The organism is Staphylococcus sp. MI 10-1553 (genome assembly GCF_010365305.1).
Classification (GTDB): Bacteria; Bacillota; Bacilli; order Staphylococcales; family Staphylococcaceae; genus Staphylococcus.
Genome location: NZ_CP048279.1, coordinates 635,737 through 654,975 on the forward strand (window position 1 = coordinate 635,737; position 19,239 = coordinate 654,975).

18 protein-coding genes are annotated in these 19,239 nt (G+C 38.5%); 15 read left to right on the forward strand and 3 right to left on the reverse strand.

Annotation, left to right across the window (positions count from 1 at the left end; genetic code table 11):
* Nucleotides 1-38 precede the first annotated feature (38 nt).
* From GZH82_RS02745 to GZH82_RS02795, 11 genes are all read left to right on the forward strand, one after another.
* Nucleotides 39-1,046 carry an ABC transporter ATP-binding protein gene (locus GZH82_RS02745; protein ID WP_162681204.1) on the forward strand — a complete coding sequence of 336 codons (1,008 nt, stop codon included), beginning with the start codon at nt 39-41 and terminating at the stop codon, nt 1,044-1,046.
* Complete coding sequence (locus GZH82_RS02750; RefSeq protein ID WP_162681205.1) at nt 1,043-2,032, forward strand: ABC transporter ATP-binding protein; 990 nt, start codon at nt 1,043-1,045, stop codon at nt 2,030-2,032. Before GZH82_RS02745 ends, GZH82_RS02750 begins: the two co-directional genes overlap by 4 nt.
* Entirely contained in the window at nt 2,029-2,991 is a 963-nt protein-coding gene (opp4B, locus tag GZH82_RS02755; protein ID WP_162681206.1) for an oligopeptide ABC transporter permease, read from the forward strand. Before GZH82_RS02750 ends, opp4B (GZH82_RS02755) begins: the two co-directional genes overlap by 4 nt.
* Before the next feature lie 11 nt (nt 2,992-3,002).
* Nucleotides 3,003-3,896 (forward strand): oligopeptide ABC transporter permease, encoded by an 894-nt coding sequence (gene opp4C, locus GZH82_RS02760; protein ID WP_162681207.1) that lies wholly within the window; start codon nt 3,003-3,005, stop codon nt 3,894-3,896.
* A 235-nt stretch (nt 3,897-4,131) separates the two neighbouring features.
* Nucleotides 4,132-5,850, forward strand: coding sequence for an oligopeptide ABC transporter substrate-binding protein (gene opp4A, locus GZH82_RS02765; RefSeq protein ID WP_162681208.1), 1,719 nt, complete (start codon nt 4,132-4,134; stop codon nt 5,848-5,850).
* Between the two features lie 122 nt (nt 5,851-5,972).
* On the forward strand, nt 5,973-6,983 hold the full coding sequence (locus GZH82_RS02770; RefSeq protein WP_162681209.1) for an ABC transporter ATP-binding protein: 1,011 nt from the start codon (nt 5,973-5,975) through the stop codon (nt 6,981-6,983).
* Nucleotides 6,976-7,962: an ABC transporter ATP-binding protein gene (locus GZH82_RS02775; protein ID WP_162681210.1), complete on the forward strand. Its 987-nt coding sequence runs from the start codon at nt 6,976-6,978 to the stop codon at nt 7,960-7,962. The genes GZH82_RS02770 and GZH82_RS02775 overlap by 8 nt, the downstream gene beginning before the upstream one ends.
* Nucleotides 7,959-8,921, forward strand: a complete 963-nt coding sequence (gene opp4B, locus GZH82_RS02780) for an oligopeptide ABC transporter permease (protein ID WP_162681211.1) — start codon at nt 7,959-7,961, stop codon at nt 8,919-8,921. Before GZH82_RS02775 ends, opp4B (GZH82_RS02780) begins: the two co-directional genes overlap by 4 nt.
* Nucleotides 8,922-8,932: 11 nt before the next feature.
* A complete protein-coding gene (gene opp4C, locus GZH82_RS02785) occupies nt 8,933-9,826 on the forward strand; it encodes an oligopeptide ABC transporter permease (RefSeq protein WP_162681212.1) in 894 nt (297 codons plus the stop codon).
* Nucleotides 9,827-9,943: 117 nt separating this feature from the next.
* A complete protein-coding gene (locus GZH82_RS02790; protein WP_162681213.1) occupies nt 9,944-11,110 on the forward strand; it encodes a hypothetical protein in 1,167 nt (388 codons plus the stop codon).
* A 79-nt stretch (nt 11,111-11,189) separates the two neighbouring features.
* The gene (locus GZH82_RS02795) at nt 11,190-11,447 is read left to right on the forward strand and encodes a hypothetical protein (protein WP_162681214.1); all 258 of its coding nucleotides are present in this window, start codon (nt 11,190-11,192) and stop codon (nt 11,445-11,447) included.
* A gap of 344 nt (nt 11,448-11,791) precedes the next feature.
* Here GZH82_RS02795 and sdaAA read toward each other — a convergent pair whose 3' ends face one another.
* The 3 genes from sdaAA to GZH82_RS02810 are packed head-to-tail and all read right to left on the reverse strand — an operon-like array spanning nt 11,792 to nt 14,430.
* A complete protein-coding gene (gene sdaAA / locus GZH82_RS02800; protein ID WP_162681215.1) occupies nt 11,792-12,691 on the reverse strand; it encodes an L-serine ammonia-lyase, iron-sulfur-dependent, subunit alpha in 900 nt (299 codons plus the stop codon).
* Between the two features lie 15 nt (nt 12,692-12,706).
* On the reverse strand, nt 12,707-13,384 hold the full coding sequence (gene sdaAB / locus GZH82_RS02805) for an L-serine ammonia-lyase, iron-sulfur-dependent subunit beta (protein WP_162681216.1): 678 nt from the start codon (nt 13,382-13,384) through the stop codon (nt 12,707-12,709).
* 14 nt (nt 13,385-13,398) lie between these two features.
* Complete coding sequence (locus tag GZH82_RS02810) at nt 13,399-14,430, reverse strand: PTS sugar transporter subunit IIC (RefSeq protein WP_162681217.1); 1,032 nt, start codon at nt 14,428-14,430, stop codon at nt 13,399-13,401.
* A gap of 559 nt (nt 14,431-14,989) precedes the next feature.
* Here GZH82_RS02810 and GZH82_RS02815 point away from each other — a divergent pair.
* From GZH82_RS02815 to GZH82_RS02830, 4 genes are all read left to right on the forward strand, one after another.
* A complete protein-coding gene (locus tag GZH82_RS02815) occupies nt 14,990-15,169 on the forward strand; it encodes a hypothetical protein (RefSeq protein ID WP_162681218.1) in 180 nt (59 codons plus the stop codon).
* Nucleotides 15,170-15,639: 470 nt separating this feature from the next.
* The gene (locus tag GZH82_RS02820; RefSeq protein ID WP_162681219.1) at nt 15,640-15,804 is read left to right on the forward strand and encodes a hypothetical protein; all 165 of its coding nucleotides are present in this window, start codon (nt 15,640-15,642) and stop codon (nt 15,802-15,804) included.
* A 288-nt stretch (nt 15,805-16,092) separates the two neighbouring features.
* Nucleotides 16,093-16,914: a metallophosphoesterase gene (locus tag GZH82_RS02825; RefSeq protein ID WP_162681220.1), complete on the forward strand. Its 822-nt coding sequence runs from the start codon at nt 16,093-16,095 to the stop codon at nt 16,912-16,914.
* A gap of 778 nt (nt 16,915-17,692) precedes the next feature.
* On the forward strand, nt 17,693-19,183 hold the full coding sequence (locus GZH82_RS02830; RefSeq protein WP_162681221.1) for an aldehyde dehydrogenase family protein: 1,491 nt from the start codon (nt 17,693-17,695) through the stop codon (nt 19,181-19,183).
* The last annotated feature ends 56 nt before the right edge of the window (nt 19,184-19,239 follow it).

Below are 19,239 nucleotides of genomic sequence, written 5' to 3' on the forward strand. Positions count from 1 at the left end.
GAGATCCAGAACGGGTGAACTTGAAGAGGGGGGCGCTTATGAAAACGAGCAAATTATTAGAAATCAATCATTTAACAACAACGTTTGATATTGAAGGACAGCATTACGCAGCGATTTCCAATGTTGATTTAACGGTGAATAAAGGTGAAGTGATGGGCATTGTAGGTGAGTCAGGGTCAGGGAAATCCGTACTCAGCCTGTCGATATTAAAATTATTGCCAGAAAAAATTTCAAATATTGCATCTGGCGAAGTGATTTACGAAGGCAAACGTATTGATCAGTACGACGTAGAACAAATGAATCAAATGAGAGGAAAAGAGATTGGAATGATTTTCCAAGAGCCAATGACATCGCTCAATCCAGTGTTTACGATTGGTAATCAACTGATGGAAATGTTGATGCTTCATTTGAAATTGTCAAAAGGTGACGCAAAAGCGAAAGCAATCTCTCTATTAAAACAAGTCGGTATTCCACGAGCTGAAAAAGTGGTTGACGAATATCCACATCAATTGTCAGGTGGAATGCGCCAACGTGTCATGATAGCGATGGCGATTTCATGTTCACCTCAATTGTTGATTGCTGACGAACCAACGACTGCACTTGATGTCACTGTTCAAGCACAAATTCTCGACTTGTTGAAACGGATTCAAGAAGATACCCAAATGAGCGTCATTTTTATTTCACACGATTTAGGAGTGATTTCCGAAATTTGTGACCATGTCGCTGTTATGTATGCGGGTGAAGTGGTTGAGACTGCAAGTGTTGAAGATATTTTCAGTCAACCGAAGCATCCTTACACACAATTACTGTTAAAAGCCATTCCACGCCTTGATGTGAAACAAGAGAAATTAGAGACGATTCGTGGTTCAGTACCGAGTTTAGATGAGCTGCCGAAAGTCGGCTGTCGTTTTGCGAATCGCTGTCCACATGCGATGACGATTTGTACGTTGAAAGATATTGAACCTTATCAATTCGAGCGGGAACATGAAGTGAAATGCCATTTATACACACAAGATACGGCATTGAAGGAGGCGAACGAGTCATGAGTGAATCATATGTGTTAGAAGTGAAAAATTTAAAACAATATTATCCGATTAAGGCAGGGGTCTTCCAAAGAAAAGTAGGCGAAGTGAAAGCGGTGGATAATATTTCCTTTAAAATCAAAAAAGGACAAACAGTTGGCCTTGTAGGTGAATCAGGTTGTGGCAAATCCTCAGCAGGACGTACAATTTTATGCTTACAAAAAGCGACAGAGGGCGAGATTTTATTTTGTGGGCAAGATTTAACGAAATTAAAAGGCAAAGCGTTACGAGAAGCACGTAAAGGTTTTCAAATGGTGTTCCAAGATCCGTATGCGTCACTTAACCCAATGCAAATGATTGGTGACATAGTCGGAGAGCCGATTCGTAATTATTACAACAAAAAGCAAAAAGACATTGAAGATGAAGTGAAAGACTTATTGAAGCGTGTCGGTTTGAACGAACGCGATTACTATAAATATGCGCATGAGTTTTCAGGTGGTCAACGTCAACGTGTTGGGATTGCGCGTGCATTAGCGCTCAAACCGAAACTCATCATTGCGGATGAACCGGTCAGTGCGTTAGATGTATCCGTCCAATCACAAGTGTTGAATATTATGGACGAGTTACAAGAAGAAATGGGGTTAAGTTACTTATTTATTGCGCATGATTTGAGCGTTGTGAAACATGTGAGTGACTATATTTGTGTGATGTATTTGGGGCACATTTTAGAACAAGGGCCTGCTGATGCGATTTATGAAAATCCACAACATCCGTATACACAATCACTTATTTCAGCGATTCCAGATATTAATCCGACACAGCGCAAGAAACGAATTTTATTGGAGGGCGACTTGCCATCTCCGAGTAACCCACCAGTGGGGTGTCCATTCCATACGCGTTGTCCGGTCGCTGAGGCGCGCTGTGCACAACAAAAACCACAAGCGATTGAGGTTGGCAAAGAACATTATGCATCATGCTTATTACTTGAAGAGGGAGAGGTGAAACTATGATCACATTAATCATTCGTCGTTTTTTACTGATGATACCGATGTTGTTATTAATGTCTGTCGTGATTTTTACGATTGCGAAATTGCAACCTGGTGATGCTTTTACAGGCAATATGGACCCAAAACTTGGGGCAAAATATTATGAAGAGCAACGTGAAAAACTCGGTTTGAACGATCCGATTCCAATGCAGTATATGAAGTGGGGCGGTCGTGTGCTTCACGGTGAGTTAGGAGAATCCATCCGTTATAAACGTCCAGTGATGGATTTGATTGAAGAACGGATGCCGAACACGGTTTTATTAGGTACAGTGAGCTTGATTATTACGTATTTACTCGCTTTTCCACTTGGGATTCTCGCGGGGAGAAAGCCGTATAGTTTGTATGATTATAGTATTCAGCTGCTCAATTATTTAATGCTAGCGATTCCGTCGTTCGTTGCGGGTGTATTTGCGATTTACGTCTTTGCTTTCCAATTTGGCATTTTCCCGTTTTCAGGCTCAGTGGAAATAGGGCTTGAACCGGGTACATTTGAATATTATGTCAGCAAATTGTATCACGTGATTTTACCTGGTACGGTGCTAGGCTTACTTTCGACAGCAGGTTATATTCAATTTTTACGTAACGATATTATCGAAAATGCGCGTAAAGATTACATTCGTACAGCACGTGCTAAAGGATTATCTGAATCTAAAATTTATAATAAGCACATTTTACGAAATTCTATCATTCCAATCGTGACTTTTTTCGGTGCAGACGTATTATCGGTATTCGGCGGTGCAGTCATTACAGAAAGCATTTTTTCATTCCCTGGTATCGGTAAGCTACTCATTGATTCCATTATGGGTAAGGACTATCCGTTAATGATGGCATTACTACTCTTCTTTTCATTCTTAGGGTTACTCGCGAATCTCATTTCGGATATTACGTACAGTATTGTAGACCCAAGAATTAAGAGTAACTAGGAGGGGCCATTATGGAAAATACACAATTTAAAAAGAGTAAATCACCGTTACAAATTGCGCGCAAGAAATTTATGAAAAACAAATCCGCAATGGCTGCGACAATCGTACTCGGCGTGATTGTGATCATTTCGTTTTTGGCACCATTCATTGCGCCTCATGATCCAAACGTTCAAAATTTAGTGTTAATCAAGGGCGATATGTCACCTGAACATTGGTTAGGGACAGACTCGGGCGGTCGCGATATTTTCAGTCGTATATTATATTCTGGTCGCGTGTCACTCACATTTGGATTGTTCACGTCGATTGGCTTAATGTTGATTGGTATCGTCGTCGGCATGATTTCAGGCTATTATGGCGGATTAGTCGATACAATCTTAATGCGTATTACGGAATTCGTTATGTTGTTCCCGTTTATTCCATTTGCAGTCGTATTAAATGCAACATTCAGTCACGATATTGAAAGTCAATACGGCTCAGCGATTGTTTTAGGTACGGTGCTCGTCTTACTGTCATGGGTCGGCATCGCGCGTATCGTCCGAGGTAAGGTCATGCAGGAAAAAGAAAATGAATACTTTTTAGCCGCACAATCGATTGGGACACCGGTATATAAAATATTATTGAAACATTTATTGCCAAATATTTTAAGTGTCATTATTGTACAAGCGACACTCGTATTCGCAGTTCAAATCGTTGCCGAAGCGGGTCTCAGTTTCCTTGGATTTGGGATTAGTAAAGAAGTCCCAACTTGGGGGAACATGTTAACAGATGCACAAGAAGGCGACATTTTAAGAAGCAAGCCGTGGATCTGGATGCCACCAGCGCTCATTATTACGATTACGATTTTAAGTATTAACTTTATCGGTGAAGGATTGAAAGACGCACTCAATCCAAAATCGAAACGTTAAGTCATGATAACTAAAAATTAAGAGTTCAAATGTGTTTTTAACATATTTGGGCTCTTATTTTTTTGTTTAATGTGATGATTCATCTTATCTCCGTCAGGTATTCGATTGAAATTTTTCAATATAAAATGTTTGAAAATTTTAGATTTTTGAAAAATTTTATTGACAAAAAATTTGAAAAAATACAATAATAGGAGAAAGGAGTTTTTAAACATTTAACAATTAGGGAGGAAATGGGATGAAAAAAGCTTATCGGTATTTATGGTTTTTATCATTAATTGTTGTCGTTGTACTTTCAGCATGTGGAAAAAATGGAAATGAGGAATCGAATACGTCGAATAAAACCGGCAAAAGCGATGCGAAAGGCGGCACCTTAACAGTGGGGATAGCTGAACCGCCTGAGGGGAACTTCCAATCTATTTTTTCAGGGAGTACAGGCGACTCTAGTGTGATTGATTTTTTTAATGACTCACTCATTGATGTAGGTGATGATTTGAAAGTGAAACCTAAAATTTTGTCATGGGAAAAAGACAAAAATGATGACTTGAAATATACGTTTAAAGTTAAAAAAGGGATTAAATGGCAAGACGGCAATCCATTTACAATCAATGACTGGATTTTTACATTGGAAACGTTAGCTGATCCTGATTATGATGGTCCGCGTTATAGTGGTGTCGCGGTCATTCAAGGTGCGGAAGAAAAACGTAACGGTGAAGCGGACAGTATTAGTGGTATCAAGAAAATTGATGATTATACTGCAGAAATCACATTTAAAGCGCATAAAGCGAATAATTTATTAGAATTGTGGACATCTGCGCCAATTAGCGAAAAAGTATTTAAAGATATTCCAGTTAAAGATATGGCGAAATCAGACGCTGTACGTAAAAATCCAATTGGTATTGGACCATACAAAGTGAAGCGTATTGTTGATGGCGAATCGGTTGAACTTGTTAAAAACAAAGATTACTGGCGCGGCGAACCGAATATCAACAATATCAATTTACGTGTTGTGGAACAAACATCGATGACACAAGCGCTAGAAAACGGCGATATTGATATGGCAACAATCACAGCACCAATCGCGAAAGAAATTAAAGACAGTGGCAGTAAAAACTTGAAATTATTACAAGCACCGTCAACATCTTACGCCATCGTCGGATTTGTCTTAAATGATTACGATAAAAAGGCACAAAAAATTGGTAAAGAAAGACCGAAATATCAAGATAAAAAGTTACGTCAAGCCATGGCCTATGCAATTAATCGAAAAGAATGGATCGACGCATTTTATTATGGTTACGGTAAGCCGCTTAACGGTTTAATTCCTTCTGCACATTGGAGTGGTGCGAAAGAAGGAGACGTTAAAGAATACACTTATGATGTTGATAAAGCGAAAAAACTATTGGATGAAGCAGGTTATAAAGATAAAGACGGTGATGGTTTCCGTGAAGATCCTCAAGGTAAACCATTTGTAGTAAATCTTAAGCATTATGCAGGCTCTAACCCAACATTTGAACCACGTACAGCAGCACTCAAAGGTTACTGGGAAAAAGTGGGACTCAAAACGAAAGTTGAAATGGAAGAATTCGGTAAGTATAGCAGTGATTTAGAAAAGGCTTCTAAAGATATGGAAGTGTATTTCAGAACGTGGCAACAAGGGTCAGACCCTGATCCGTCAGAATTGTACAAATCTACGGCACTTTGGAATGAATCACGTTACAACAATCCAAAAGCAGACAAGATTTTAGAAGAAGCGGTTGATACAAAAGTAGTGGGCGACGACAATGAAAAACGTAAAGAAAAATATTTAGAATGGCAAAAAATCATGGCTGAAGATGTGCCGGTCATTCCAATTGTAGAGTTAGAAGATGTGACTGCAGTGAACAGTAGAGTGAAAAACTTTGAAGTGTCACTGAAAGGTACTAACCCAATTTATGAATGGTCAGTAGAAGACAAGTAATGACAAATTGTGAAGAAAAGGGATACGTGGCGGAGAACGTCCGTCCCCTTTTCTTATATTTAAACGAAAATAAAAGAGGATAACGCAGTTTTTATTTTTGATATGGTCATAGGGGTGAAACAATGAATGAGAGCAAATTGTTAGAAGTCAAAAATTTATCTACCGCATTTGAGATAGAGGGACAACAGTACGATGCGATTTCTGATATTCATTTAGACATTAGAGAAGGAGAAATATTAGGTATTGTAGGAGAATCGGGCTCTGGCAAATCTGTATTAAGTTTATCCATTTTAAATTTATTACCTGAAAAAATTGCGACGATTCGTTCAGGTGAAGTGCACTATAAAGGTCAACGTATCGATAACATGTCGCATGAAGCATTCAACAAAGTACGGGGGAACGAGGTAGCAATGATTTTCCAAGAACCGATGACCTCGCTCAATCCTGTTTTTACAATCGGCAATCAGTTGATGGAAATGATTATGTTGCATTTAAAAATTTCGAAAAATGAAGCACGGGCTAAGGCGATTCAATTGCTTCAAGATGTTGGAATTCCGCGTGCGAATAAAGTCATTGATGAATATCCCCATCAATTATCAGGTGGGATGCGTCAACGGGTGATGATTGCGATGGCGATTTCATGTGCACCTCAACTGCTCATTGCTGACGAACCTACGACCGCACTCGATGTGACGGTACAAGCGCAAATATTAGCACTGTTAAAACGCATACAAGCCGAAACACATATGGGTGTCATCTTTATTTCACATGATTTAGGCGTGATTTCAGAGGTGTGTGATCGTGTAGCAGTCATGTATGCGGGAAAAATTGTAGAACTCGCACCTGTAGAAGAAATTTTTACGCACCCTAAACATCCCTATACACAGTTGCTTTTAAAAGCGATACCTCGATTGGATGTACAACAAGAGACGCTTGAGACGATTCAAGGTTCTGTGCCGAGCTTAGTCGAGTTGCCACAACAAGGTTGTCGTTTCGTCAATCGATGTCCACATGCGATGGAAATGTGTCAAATACAAGATGTGAGTGGCATTCAAGTGGCAGATGAACATCAAGTGTTTTGTCATTTATATCGAAGTGAAACACAACTGAAGGGGGTCGGACAGCATGAGTGAAAACATTTTAGAAGTGAATGATTTAAAGCAGTACTATCCGATTAAAGGGGGCATATTTCAGCGTCAGATTGGTGAAGTGAAAGCGGTGGATGGCATTTCTTTTGCCATTAAAGCAGGTCAGACAGTCGGGTTAGTGGGTGAGTCAGGCTGTGGTAAATCATCAGCAGGGCGTACGATTTTACGATTACAACAAGCCCACTCAGGTGAGGTTAAATTTTGCGGTCAAGATATTACGAAACTTAGAGGACGCGCATTAAGAGAAGCACGTAAAGGCTTTCAAATGGTGTTCCAAGATCCGTATGCGTCACTGAATCCGATGCAAATGGTGGGAGATATTGTCGGTGAGCCGATTCGTAATTATTACCATAAAAAACAAAAAGACATTGAAGATGAAGTGAAAGACTTGTTGAAGCGTGTCGGACTCAATGAAGCGGATTATTACAAATATGCACATGAATTTTCAGGTGGACAACGACAACGTGTAGGGATTGCGCGTGCATTAGCGCTTAAGCCGAAGTTGATTATCGCCGATGAACCGGTCAGTGCGTTAGACGTTTCTGTTCAGTCTCAAGTGTTGAATATTATGGCAGAATTACAAGAAGAATTTGGACTTAGCTATTTGTTTATTGCGCATGATTTAAGTGTTGTCAAACATGTGAGTGACTATATTTGTGTGATGTATTTAGGCCATATTTTAGAACAAGGTCCTGCTGAAGCGATCTATGAAAATCCGAGCCATCCTTATACGAAAGCACTCATTTCGGCCATACCTGAAATTGATCCTCGTAAGCGAAAAGAAAGAATTTTGCTAGAGGGCGATTTGCCGTCACCGAGTGATCCGCCATCAGGTTGTCCATTTCATACGAGATGCCCAGTGGCTGAAGCGAGATGTGCTGAAATCAAGCCGCCATCAGTGGAAGTCAGTGACAAACATTATGCAGCGTGTGTCTTATTAGAAAATGGGGGTGCGGCCAAATGACAACATTGATTATTAGACGTATTTTATTAATGATTCCAATGCTCATTTTAATGTCGGTTGTTATTTTTACAATTTCTAAATTACAACCAGGTGATGCGTTTTCAGGCAATATGGATCCAAAAGCTGGTGCAAAATATTATGAACAAGAACGTGAACGATTAGGGTTAAACGATCCGCTTCCAGTGCAATACATGAAGTGGGGCGAACGTGTACTGCATGGTGATTTTGGAGATTCCATTCGCTACAAACGTCCGGTCATGGATTTAGTGAAGGAGCGTATGCCGAATACGATTTTGTTAGGCGTCACAAGTTTAGTTATTACATATCTTATTGCTTTTCCACTCGGGATACTATCAGGACGAAAGCCGTACAGTCTTTCTGATTACAGTATTCAATTTTTAAACTATTTAATGCTGGCTATCCCTTCTTTTGTTGCAGGGGTGTTCGCCATTTATATTTTCGCGTTTCAACTTGGACTCTTTCCTTTTTCAGGTTCCGTAGCGCTCGGGGTTGAACCTGGCTCAGCAGCATATTATATTAGCAAAATTTATCATACGATTTTGCCAGGAACAGTGCTCGGCTTATTATCAACAGCAAGCTATGTACAATTTTTACGTAACGATATTATCGAAAACGCGCGTAAAGATTATATTCGTACCGCACGAGCGAAAGGTTTATCAGAGTCTACCGTTTATAATAAACATATTTTAAGAAACTCTATTATTCCGATTGTGACGTTTTTTGGTGCAGATGTATTATCCGTTTTTGGTGGTGCAGTCATTACAGAAACGATTTTCTCATATCCAGGTATCGGGAAGCTCCTCATTGATGCAATTAGTGGTAAAGATTACCCATTGATGATGGCACTCTTACTATTCTTCTCATTTTTAGGATTATTGGCTAACTTAATTTCAGATATTACGTATAGCATAGTCGATCCGAGAATTAAGAGTAATTAGGGGGGATATTGATGGATAAATTAAAAAAAGCAAAAAGTAAATCACCACTGACGATTGCCCGTAAGAAATTTCTTAAAAACAAACCGGCTATGGTTGCTACAATCGTTCTCGGATGTATTGCGGTCATTTCGTTTTTAGCACCACTCCTTGCCCCTTATGATCCGAACTTACAAAATTTAGTATTGATTAAAGGGGATATGTCAGCGGAACATTGGCTCGGTACAGATTCTGGTGGACGTGATATTTTAAGCCGACTGTTGTATGCGGGCCGCGTATCGCTATTATTTGGACTTTTTACTTCTATTGGTTTGATGACAATAGGCGTATTGATTGGGATGATTTCGGGTTATTACGGTGGTTGGGTCGATACAGTGCTCATGCGTTTTACAGAGTTTGTTATGCTATTCCCATTCATTCCTTTTGCGGTCGTGTTGAATGCGACGTTCAGTGGTAAAATCGAAAATCAATACGGTTCAGCGATTGTTTTAGGTTTAGTACTCATCACCTTATCTTGGGTTGGTATCGCGAGGATCGTCCGCGGTAAAGTCATGCAAGAAAAAGAGAATGAATATTTCTTGGCCGCACAATCAATCGGAACGCCTGTGTATAAAATTTTATTTAAGCATTTATTACCGAACATTTTAAGTGTGATTATTGTACAAGCGACACTCGTATTTGCCGTACAAATCGTTGCCGAAGCGGGACTCAGTTTCCTCGGGTTTGGGATTAGTAAAAGTGTGCCGACATGGGGGAACATGTTAACAGATGCACAAGAAGGCGACATTTTAAGAAGCAAGCCGTGGATCTGGATGCCACCTGCACTCATTATTACAGTCACAATTTTATGTATTAACTTTATCGGTGAAGGACTAAAAGATGCCCTTAATCCAAAATCAAAAAGGTAAAAATTTGGAATGTATAGAAAAGAACACAAATCATATAAGTCATGATAAGAAATAATTTCACAATTCATGTATTTACGGATACAATAATGATAACCAAAATGACATGAGTAGGTGAAAATGATGAGATATAGTGATGAAGAATTTGAAGCGTTTTTTTCTAACTTAACTGAAGACGAACAAGACGAATTACTCCATGAAGTGATAGCGTTGACATTAGGAGAAGAGGATGAAGAAAGAAGTATTGTTGCGCTATTAGATCATTACACTGTTGAAGACATTAAGACGTTATGTAAGCAGCATGGTATCACAGGGTACTCTGGCATGAATAAATCAGAGTTACTTATTCATTTTATTACACATTTAGTAACACCTGAGCATATTCGAGAATGTGCTGAACACATGAGTCGGGCGCATCAACTACTACTCGTATTGACACAGCAAATGATTGAAGCAGGCATTCCTTTCGAAACAACGCTGGATGTCCCTCAGTCATTTTTGATGTATAAACCGATGAAGATGGTTGATGACACGGGCGAAATTTTAATTCCTCATGAGATTGATACGAAAATGAAAGAAGCGGTTCAAACAGATGAAACTTTGAAAGAACTGTCTGACAGGTATCGTTTATTGATTGCAAGTGTAGAATTATACGGTTCACTCCCGTTTGAGCAGCTCCAAGTGGTTTACCAAAAATATATGGACCAATCGTTAACATTGGACGCATTGAAAGACTGGCTTGGATTAGTAGAAGAAGTGAATCCTGATTTCAAAAACTATGAAGTTAAAGATGGTACCATCACACATATAGATTTTCAGTTCGATCGGACACATATGCTAGAAATTGCGAAAGAGGTGACATATTATTTACCTGAAACAAAAGAAGAGATGCTGACATATAGCAAGCGAATTTATGGGATTGACCCTGAGCAATGTGATCGTATCATTGAATGGGTAAAAGACCATTTTATTGAGAATGAATACATGGATTTTATCGAACGCAACATAGAGGCTGAAGAACTTGGAACAGAATTACTATTACTGTTAAAGCATATCAGTGAGCCTCATGATTTTATACCAGTGTTTGAAGCATGGATTGAAGACGATGTATTAGATGAAGATGCCTTCTCAACTGGTTTGGTCCTCTTTGATGAGATGTTGAATCATATGAGAAGTTGGTTGTATTTAGGTCATACATCAAAAGAATTTGAGAATATTTTAAATCATTCAAGCGAAAAGTATGAAAATGTGATAGACTTTCATCAATATCAACAACGTAAAAAGTAACTGTCGATTCAGTGTTCATGTCATGAGTAGCGTGTAAAGAGATATCTAGCGACTGTCGCGACCAAAGGGGATGAGTTCGATGCTAAAAAAATTAATGGTATTGTTTTTTGGAATGGTCATCTCGACAACGATTGCAGAAACGTATTTGATTGCTGGCACATGGCAATATTTGTTCATGCAATCGATATCGCTCGCATTGATATTGTTCTTTATTTATCATTTTGTCGTTTTCCACTTGCAAGAAAGGCGGCAAGAAGACCGTCATCAAGAACGTCAATTTGTCGTTAAAGAAGAACCAGAAGATGAAAGTGGAAAGAAACGGTTAGTTCGTAAATAAATTGAATTATAAAATGGTTGATGGGACATAAAGATTATTAATGCTATTGATGCAGTATTTTGTGTAACTTGACCTTTTCCTACGAATTGTGGTTTTGATTGCCATCATGGCTTCGCGTTCCTAGGGGCGCCTAGGAACGCGAGCCCAAGATAGTAATCCATTGTGTAAACTAAGAAAAGTGATACACAAGTTCAAAAAATGAAATGTGATATGCAAGTGTATTAACCCGAAATGTCATGTGCACAACAACCTGAAATATTCACTAACATCATTGACTATTCACATCAAAAAACTCGAAGTTAAGACAACAGTTGTCATCTCACTTCGAGCTTTTTTATACCATATTAAGAGAACACTTCGGATCGTTCCGAATCGCCAAAGATTTTAGCTTTAATTGCTTCACCTGTTGGCGTACCAGCGAGACCACCTAAACCTGTTTCGCGTAATGATGCAGGAAGGTTACGACCTACTTTATCCATAGCCTCAATGACTTCATCTACTGGAATGCGACTTTCAACACCGGCAAGTGCGAGGTCAGCTGAAATCAGACCATTACCTGAACCAATCGCATTACGCATCACACAAGGAATTTCTACTAAACCTGCGACAGGGTCACAAACTAAACCAAGTAAGTTACTAATACTAATCGCAAGTGCATGTCCGGCTTGTTCTGGCGTACCACCGAATGTTTGTACAGCAGCAGCGGCAGCCATTGCAGACGCTGAACCGACTTCTGCTTGACAGCCACCTGTAGCACCAGCGACCGAAGCATTATTGGCGATGATCATACCGCACATCGAGGCAGCAAATAGAAATTCGATCATTTGGTCATTTGTTAAGTCGTGTGATTGTTCTAGTTTAAACAGTATCCCTGGAATAGTCCCTGAAGAACCGGCAGTCGGTGTCGCACAAATAATGCCCATTGCTGCGTTAACTTCATTAGTAGCTACCGCACCTTCAACAGCTGACATCATATCATATCCAGAAAGGGCTTTATTGTTTTGGTTATATTTGTGGACTTTAATCGCATCCTGACCAGTATAACCTGTCACACTTTTAACCCCTTCACCTGTCGTACCTTTTTGAACAGCTTCACGCATAGTGTCAAGGTTTTGCTGCATCATGTCCATGACTTCTTCGCGCGTCATACCACGTGTTTCCATTTCATGTTTAATCATAATTTCTGAAAAAGTTGTGTTATTTTCAGTCGCATAGTCGATTAATTCTTTCATCGTATCAAACATGGGAGTCCCTCCAATTTATTCTATATATGAAAAGTTTAAAAACGCATATTTTTCTTTGATTGATTCAAGTAGTTCACTTTTCATCGGTTTATTCAAATGTAAGGCAAGTAAGCAATGGCCTTTTGTCATCGTTTTAATCTCTTCATTGATGTCGACTTCATGGTCGATTAAATCGTTAATTAAATGATTGACTTCTGCAATTTTGCATTCCCCATCAATGACAAGAATAGGGGGTGTATGCGCCATCAAAATACACATTTGGTTAACGTGAATACTTTTCACTTTGAATGCACCACCGCCAATTGAAATACCATTCAACTCGACATGACGGTCACCGTGATCGATTTCGATGACTGCACAGTTTGGATGTTCACCTAAACTTGAACCTGATTTTTCGATAAAGTCAAAGTCAATGCCTTCACTTCTTGCAATTTTTGTCGATGTTTTAATACGAGAATCGAATGTACTAAAACCTAATAAGCCACCGATAATCGCTAAATCTGTGCCGTGACCTTTATGTGTTTCTGCAAAGGATTCGTAATAGTTCACAACGATTTTCTCAGGTGTATCACCAAGGACAGCACGAGCGGCCTGACCAATTTTCACTGCACCTGCCGTATGTGAACTCGATGGCCCCATCATGACTGGGCCGATAATATCAAACGCACTTTGGTAATCTTTTGTACGTGCCATAACTCATCCGCTCCTTAATTTGTTTGTTGATTAACATGAGGCACTTTAATGTCAAGAGTTGGTCGTTTCTTACTGATGAATGTGCCGATGAAAAAGCTCATAATAATACTAATGATCGCTACGACTACAATCGTAATCACGGTAGGTACGACTTCATTAAAGCCTAACGCTACAATCGGACCGGCAATAGGTGTAGCCATTCCTGGTTGGTTCACAACGATACCCATGTATGTGATAAATAAGCCATTGACCATCCCTACGACCGCATTCGTACCATACAGCTGGATTGGATATTTTGCGATAGTGTCGATTTGAGTTAATGGTTCGACAGCAACTGCAAAGGCTTTTCCTGCATTGCCGATTCTAAGTTTTCTAAACATCATAAAGTTGACAAATGAGCTACCCATACAACCGAGCGCACCAATAGCCATTGGAATACCAGTGAGTCCTAATAAACTTGTAAAAACCATTGAACTTAAAGGTGTCATACCTACAACGGGTACAATCGCACCGATAACAAGTGCAAGGGCATATGGATTATGATCACCTACAGCTGTGATCGCAGTACCGATTTGTTTCAATACGGCAGTGACACTAGGTGACACGATAGACGCAATACCGTATGCAATGGCAGGAGACAATAAGATAACCACGATCAGGTCTAACCCTTCAGGCACATATTTTTCAAGCGCTTTAATCCCGAAAGCAACGAAATATGCTGCAATAAAAGCAGGCAATAGTTTAAAATCAAATAGAACGAGTCCTGTTAAAACAGCGAACACAGGATTAATACCGAACTTTAAACAAGTGAGAATCCCCACTGCAACACCGCTTAAACTTCCAGCAACATCCCCTAACTTAATAAAATATTCTGAGTGAAACACGCCACCGATTGCGTATTTTAAGAATGCTTCCGGTAAAAATGAAGCACAAGCAGCGCCGGATAAAGCTTGTAAACTGACTTTACCATTCGGGGCAAATTTTAAGAATAAAGTCATTGCAAGTAAAACAACGAGTAATGTCCCGATTCCCAAAATAAAATCCATGTTAGTTCCTTCTCTCTTTTATTTTTATGTTTTTAATTTAGATAGCTATTCCAAACAACCACCATTCTAAGGGCTTCGTTTCGCTTATGCAAGCCCTTACATGGAAGTGAAATATGCATCATTGCGTGAAAATAATTATTTGAAAACAAAAATATATAGATTGTGAAAATATAGTGTATATAAAAGAACTGGTATAAAAGAGATTTTTAGTTCTATTTCACTTTAAAATATTAAAGTATCTGAGTAAATTTTCTAATATGGCATATTTGTGAAAGATTTAAAGTTTAAATTTTATCAATTTTCAAACATAGATAAAGTGTAAAATAATAATTGTGTAAAATTATATATGTATATGTGCGTAATGAAGGTGATTAAAGAGCAAGAGAATTGAGGTTTTATCGTTATTTGTGAACAGTATCAAGTTTGAATTTCAGGTGTAATACGTGTCGATACGCAATTGTGATGATTATGTGAAAAACATCACAAAAGTGTGGTGATTTTGCGAATAAGGGGTATAATGAAAGTAAGGAAGAAGTAATGATTAAAGGATGTGTTAAACATGAGAGAATCTATATTAAGATTAATCCGTTCTAACCAAACTTGCTACGATATTTACATTCACACAGGTGTCAGTCAGGGTGTGATTTCTGATTTGAGATCAGGTTATCGTACGCTTGATGATGTGTCTTTAAAAGATGCAGAACGTTTATATGATTATGCCAAAAGTGTTGCGGCATAAAAGGATGCAGAAGCGAGGATTTGAGGAGACTTTAATAGATGATTGCGCTTTTTGTAAAGTTCGAATGATAAAGCATCAGGCAACGTTTGTTGTTTGGTGCTTTTGTGTATTGATTCATGTAGATTGTTGAGTCTCCCCTCGCAAGAATGAGTAGAATTCTCAAAAGTCTCGGGTTACTCTTTCAATCAAAAGACATTGAAAGGCAGAAGTTAAAATGTTCATACTCTATATATTTGAGGACGATTTTTACAGCTGAATCCCCTTTTTTCGTGTTATCATATGGATAAGTGGTTTACACTAAGTTCGTTTAAGCTTATGCACAATGACTATTCAAAAGCTTAATATTTCCTGTTTTTGCAAATGAACACCCAACTAAATAAAAATTGGAAAATTGTTTAAAAATATTCTAACTTTGTACGACTCAATTTTGGTGTATTATATATTTCATTATAGTAAGAGGGTGTATTTAAATGGCAAAAATAGCATGGATGATACCATCTCAGGGGGTATTTAATAATCATCAAGGAGGCTTAGTCATTGAAAGCCCATTATCCTTTATTGAATTAGAGGCTCTACCAAATAATTTTTCTTTTAATATATTGAAAGAAAAATCAATTAAAGACGGACTAATATGATAAAAACCTTAAATCGTTATAATTCGAATTATAGGCTATAAGAATATATACGGCTAATAAATTAACTTTACAACTACAGCAAGGGATTTTATCACTACATACTTTCGTTTATATAAGAGAAAAAATACCTACTTATATGATTTCTTTAAGGCTGATATGGCATGGTTATTTTCAAAACACACGCATGTTTAGCTACGTAGACGACTATATTGAAATCAAGTTGTAAAGCATTCGACTACACAGGTTATCGTTTCTTTTGAGATAATGGGAAAGATAGGAGGACGACTGATGAGAATAGGAACGATAGCAGATTTGCATTTTGATCGACATCAACAGTTAACGATGCAAGATTATCTTGAAGCGGTAGTGCGTCTCACTGATCAAGAAGCATTGAACATGCTCATCATTGCGGGTGATATTTCTAACCATCATTCGACGACATTTGAATTTATAACACAACTGACAACACAGGTGGCGATTCCGATTTACTTTGTACCGGGGAATCATGATTTATGGCGACAACCCGATGAACATTTGACGACAGCAGAGATATTGCGATTGTATCAAGACCACCCGCAATGTTTGATGGGGACGCCTGTGGAAGTCGGCGATTATGTGGTTGCAGGACATATTGGCTGGTATGATTATAGTTTTGCCGCTGATCGATTTACGTATGACAAGTTAGCAAAAGGGAAGCATTATGGTGCGACTTGGCAAGATAAAGTGCATACTTTTTTTGGTGTGTCTGATCCACAGCTTTCTCAATATTTTGCCGCTGAAGTATGGCAAGATTTGGCGGCTTATGCTGACCTTCAAGTGATTTTAGTGACACATGTCGTGACCCATCCGAAGTTTACTGTTCCTACACCGCATCGTATTTTTGACTTCTTTAACGGCTTTATAGGGACAAGCGACTTTAAACCGTTGTATCAGCATTTTAATATTCCGTATAGTGTGATGGGGCATGTGCATTTTAGAAAGCAGTTAGTAGACGGTAACACGACATTTCTTTGTCCATGTCTTGGGTACCCTCGAGAATGGCGAACGGCTGACCTTGCTACAGAATTAAAGCACGCCTTACAAGTCATTCAACTACCCGAAAGTTCGTAAATATCCATTGTTCATAGCACGAATAAAACGACACGACGTACTTAAAACAAAAATAAAGCCGATGCGCGGGGTACACATCGACTTTGCTCAACTTTCGTTTTATTATCTTAAAAGGAGGTTTAGGATATACTTGATCTAGCGTTTGTCTATTGGGGTTTCAAGTATGTCTATCTGGATGAAGTCGAACAGTCGACCATTAAATATTATGTCTTAACTGTTCTGAATTCATTGTATCGCTAAAAAGGTGATTGCACATCGTACGTTAGGAGGGACATTTTCTCAGACTTAAGCACGATTGGATATAAATCGTAATATTTCCTATTTACAACTAGAACATAATCGTTTATACTCTAGTTAGATGCTTCAACATATAGCTTATATTGATGAAGTTTCTTAAAAGCTTTTTTAAGGTTGTTTAGTTGAATTAACCATATTTTACTAAACTAAGGTGTCAGTCATTTTCTAACATGAGTCTTCCATTAGTCTCATGACAATAACGTTTGGAAGTATGAGCCGTAAAGGCCAACTTCTTTTTCCCCAGTAGACAAGTCTTCTTCATTGAAGGCTTGTTTTTTTGCTTTTTTAAGTGGGTAAATACGAAGTTGAAGATACTTTTTTCTATATAAGTCAAAGTACTTTACCTTTTTATGAGAGCGCTTTACAATACAGTTAGAGTTATATTGAATACGACATCATTAAATGCAATGAATAGTAATGTTGCAATGATTGTTTTATCTGAATATTTAAAATGGTGTCGAAATATAAGGAGGCAATATACATGAGTGTAAATGTTAGAGATTATATTGATGCGCAGTATAACTTATTTATTAACGGTGAATTTGTTCCAGCAGAATCAGGGGAATATTTAGATGTATATAATCCGGCAAACGGTGAAAAATTGTCACAAGTCGCTAAAGCAAGTGGAAAAGATGTAGACAAAGCAGTAGAAGCAGCAACGAAAGCTTTCCCAGATTGGAGTCGTCGTTCGAAAGCTGAACGTGCGAATATGTTACGTCAAGTACATGACAAAATTATGGAGAAAAAAGATCATTTTGCATATGTAGAAAGTTTAAACGCGGGGAAAGCAATCCGTGAATCAAGCAGTATCGACGTGCCATATACGGCGAAACATTATCAATATTTCGGTAGTGTGTTAGATACAGATGAAGGCACAATCAACAATATGGAAGATAACATTATGAGCATCATTCAACATGAACCCATCGGCGTTGTTGGTGCAGTTGTCGCTTGGAACTTCCCAATGTTACTTTCTTCATGGAAATTGGCACCCGCACTTGCTGCAGGGAATACAGTAGTGATCCAACCTTCGTCATCAACACCATTAAGTTTGATTGAATTAGCGAAAATTTTCCAAGAAGTGTTACCAGCAGGTGTGGTCAACATTGTTACAGGTAAAGGTTCTGAATCAGGTAACGCCATCTTTAATCATGAAGGTGTCGACAAATTATCATTTACAGGTTCAACTGCTGTCGGTTATCAAGTAGCTGAAGCAGGTGCCAAACGTCTTGTTCCTGCAACGTTAGAACTCGGTGGTAAAAGTGCCAACATTATTTTAGATGATGCAAACCTTGACTTAGCTTTAGAAGGTTCACAATTAGGTATTTTATTTAATCAAGGTGAAGTATGTAGTGCAGGCTCTCGATTAATCGTTCATGAAAACGTGTATGATGAATTCATTCCGCGTTTGGTTGACGCATTCAAAAAAGTGAAAGTGGGCGACCCGTTAGATATGGAAACGCAAATGGGTTCTCAAACAGGTCAAGCACAAATCGATAAAATACAAAGTTATATTGACTATGCGAACGAATCTGACGGAGCGAAAATTCTTGTAGGGGGTCACCGTATTACAGACAACGGTTTAGACAAAGGTTACTTCTTTGAGCCGACAATTATCGAAGTGGACGATGCTGACGATAAATTAGCACAAGAAGAAATTTTCGGACCTGTGTTAGTAGTTATTAAAGTAAAAGATGACCAAGAAGCGATTGATGTTGCCAATAATTCTGATTACGGCTTAGCGGGTGGTGTCTTCTCAACAAATATCAACCGTGCATTAAATGTGGCGAAAAATGTGCGTACAGGCCGTGTATGGGTTAATACGTACAACCAAGTTCCTGAAGGTGCTGCATTTGGCGGTTACAAAAAATCAGGTATCGGTCGTGAAACGTATAAAGCAGCAATCGAAAACTATCAACAAGTTAAAAATATTTATATTGATATTAGCAACGAAACAAAAGGCTTATATTAATAGGCATGAACATATGGGACGTATATTAATTTGATTGTCTTAGATGATATATTTTA

Bases quoted from the DNA above. Each gene is read 5' to 3' on its own strand.
- GZH82_RS02745 (WP_162681204.1), top strand. From the start codon at position 39: ATGAAAACGAGCAAATTATTAGAAATCAATCATTTAACAACAACGTTT.
- GZH82_RS02750 (WP_162681205.1), top strand. From the start codon at position 1,043: ATGAGTGAATCATATGTGTTAGAAGTGAAAAATTTAAAACAATATTAT.
- opp4B (WP_162681206.1), top strand. From the start codon at position 2,029: ATGATCACATTAATCATTCGTCGTTTTTTACTGATGATACCGATGTTG.
- opp4C (WP_162681207.1), top strand. From the start codon at position 3,003: ATGGAAAATACACAATTTAAAAAGAGTAAATCACCGTTACAAATTGCG.
- opp4A (WP_162681208.1), top strand. From the start codon at position 4,132: ATGAAAAAAGCTTATCGGTATTTATGGTTTTTATCATTAATTGTTGTC.
- GZH82_RS02770 (WP_162681209.1), top strand. From the start codon at position 5,973: ATGAATGAGAGCAAATTGTTAGAAGTCAAAAATTTATCTACCGCATTT.
- GZH82_RS02775 (WP_162681210.1), top strand. From the start codon at position 6,976: ATGAGTGAAAACATTTTAGAAGTGAATGATTTAAAGCAGTACTATCCG.
- opp4B (WP_162681211.1), top strand. From the start codon at position 7,959: ATGACAACATTGATTATTAGACGTATTTTATTAATGATTCCAATGCTC.
- opp4C (WP_162681212.1), top strand. From the start codon at position 8,933: ATGGATAAATTAAAAAAAGCAAAAAGTAAATCACCACTGACGATTGCC.
- GZH82_RS02790 (WP_162681213.1), top strand. From the start codon at position 9,944: ATGATGAGATATAGTGATGAAGAATTTGAAGCGTTTTTTTCTAACTTA.
- GZH82_RS02795 (WP_162681214.1), top strand. From the start codon at position 11,190: ATGCTAAAAAAATTAATGGTATTGTTTTTTGGAATGGTCATCTCGACA.
- sdaAA (WP_162681215.1), bottom strand. From the start codon at position 12,691: ATGTTTGATACGATGAAAGAATTAATCGACTATGCGACTGAAAATAAC.
- sdaAB (WP_162681216.1), bottom strand. From the start codon at position 13,384: ATGGCACGTACAAAAGATTACCAAAGTGCGTTTGATATTATCGGCCCA.
- GZH82_RS02810 (WP_162681217.1), bottom strand. From the start codon at position 14,430: ATGGATTTTATTTTGGGAATCGGGACATTACTCGTTGTTTTACTTGCA.
- GZH82_RS02815 (WP_162681218.1), top strand. From the start codon at position 14,990: ATGAGAGAATCTATATTAAGATTAATCCGTTCTAACCAAACTTGCTAC.
- GZH82_RS02820 (WP_162681219.1), top strand. From the start codon at position 15,640: ATGGCAAAAATAGCATGGATGATACCATCTCAGGGGGTATTTAATAAT.
- GZH82_RS02825 (WP_162681220.1), top strand. From the start codon at position 16,093: ATGAGAATAGGAACGATAGCAGATTTGCATTTTGATCGACATCAACAG.
- GZH82_RS02830 (WP_162681221.1), top strand. From the start codon at position 17,693: ATGAGTGTAAATGTTAGAGATTATATTGATGCGCAGTATAACTTATTT.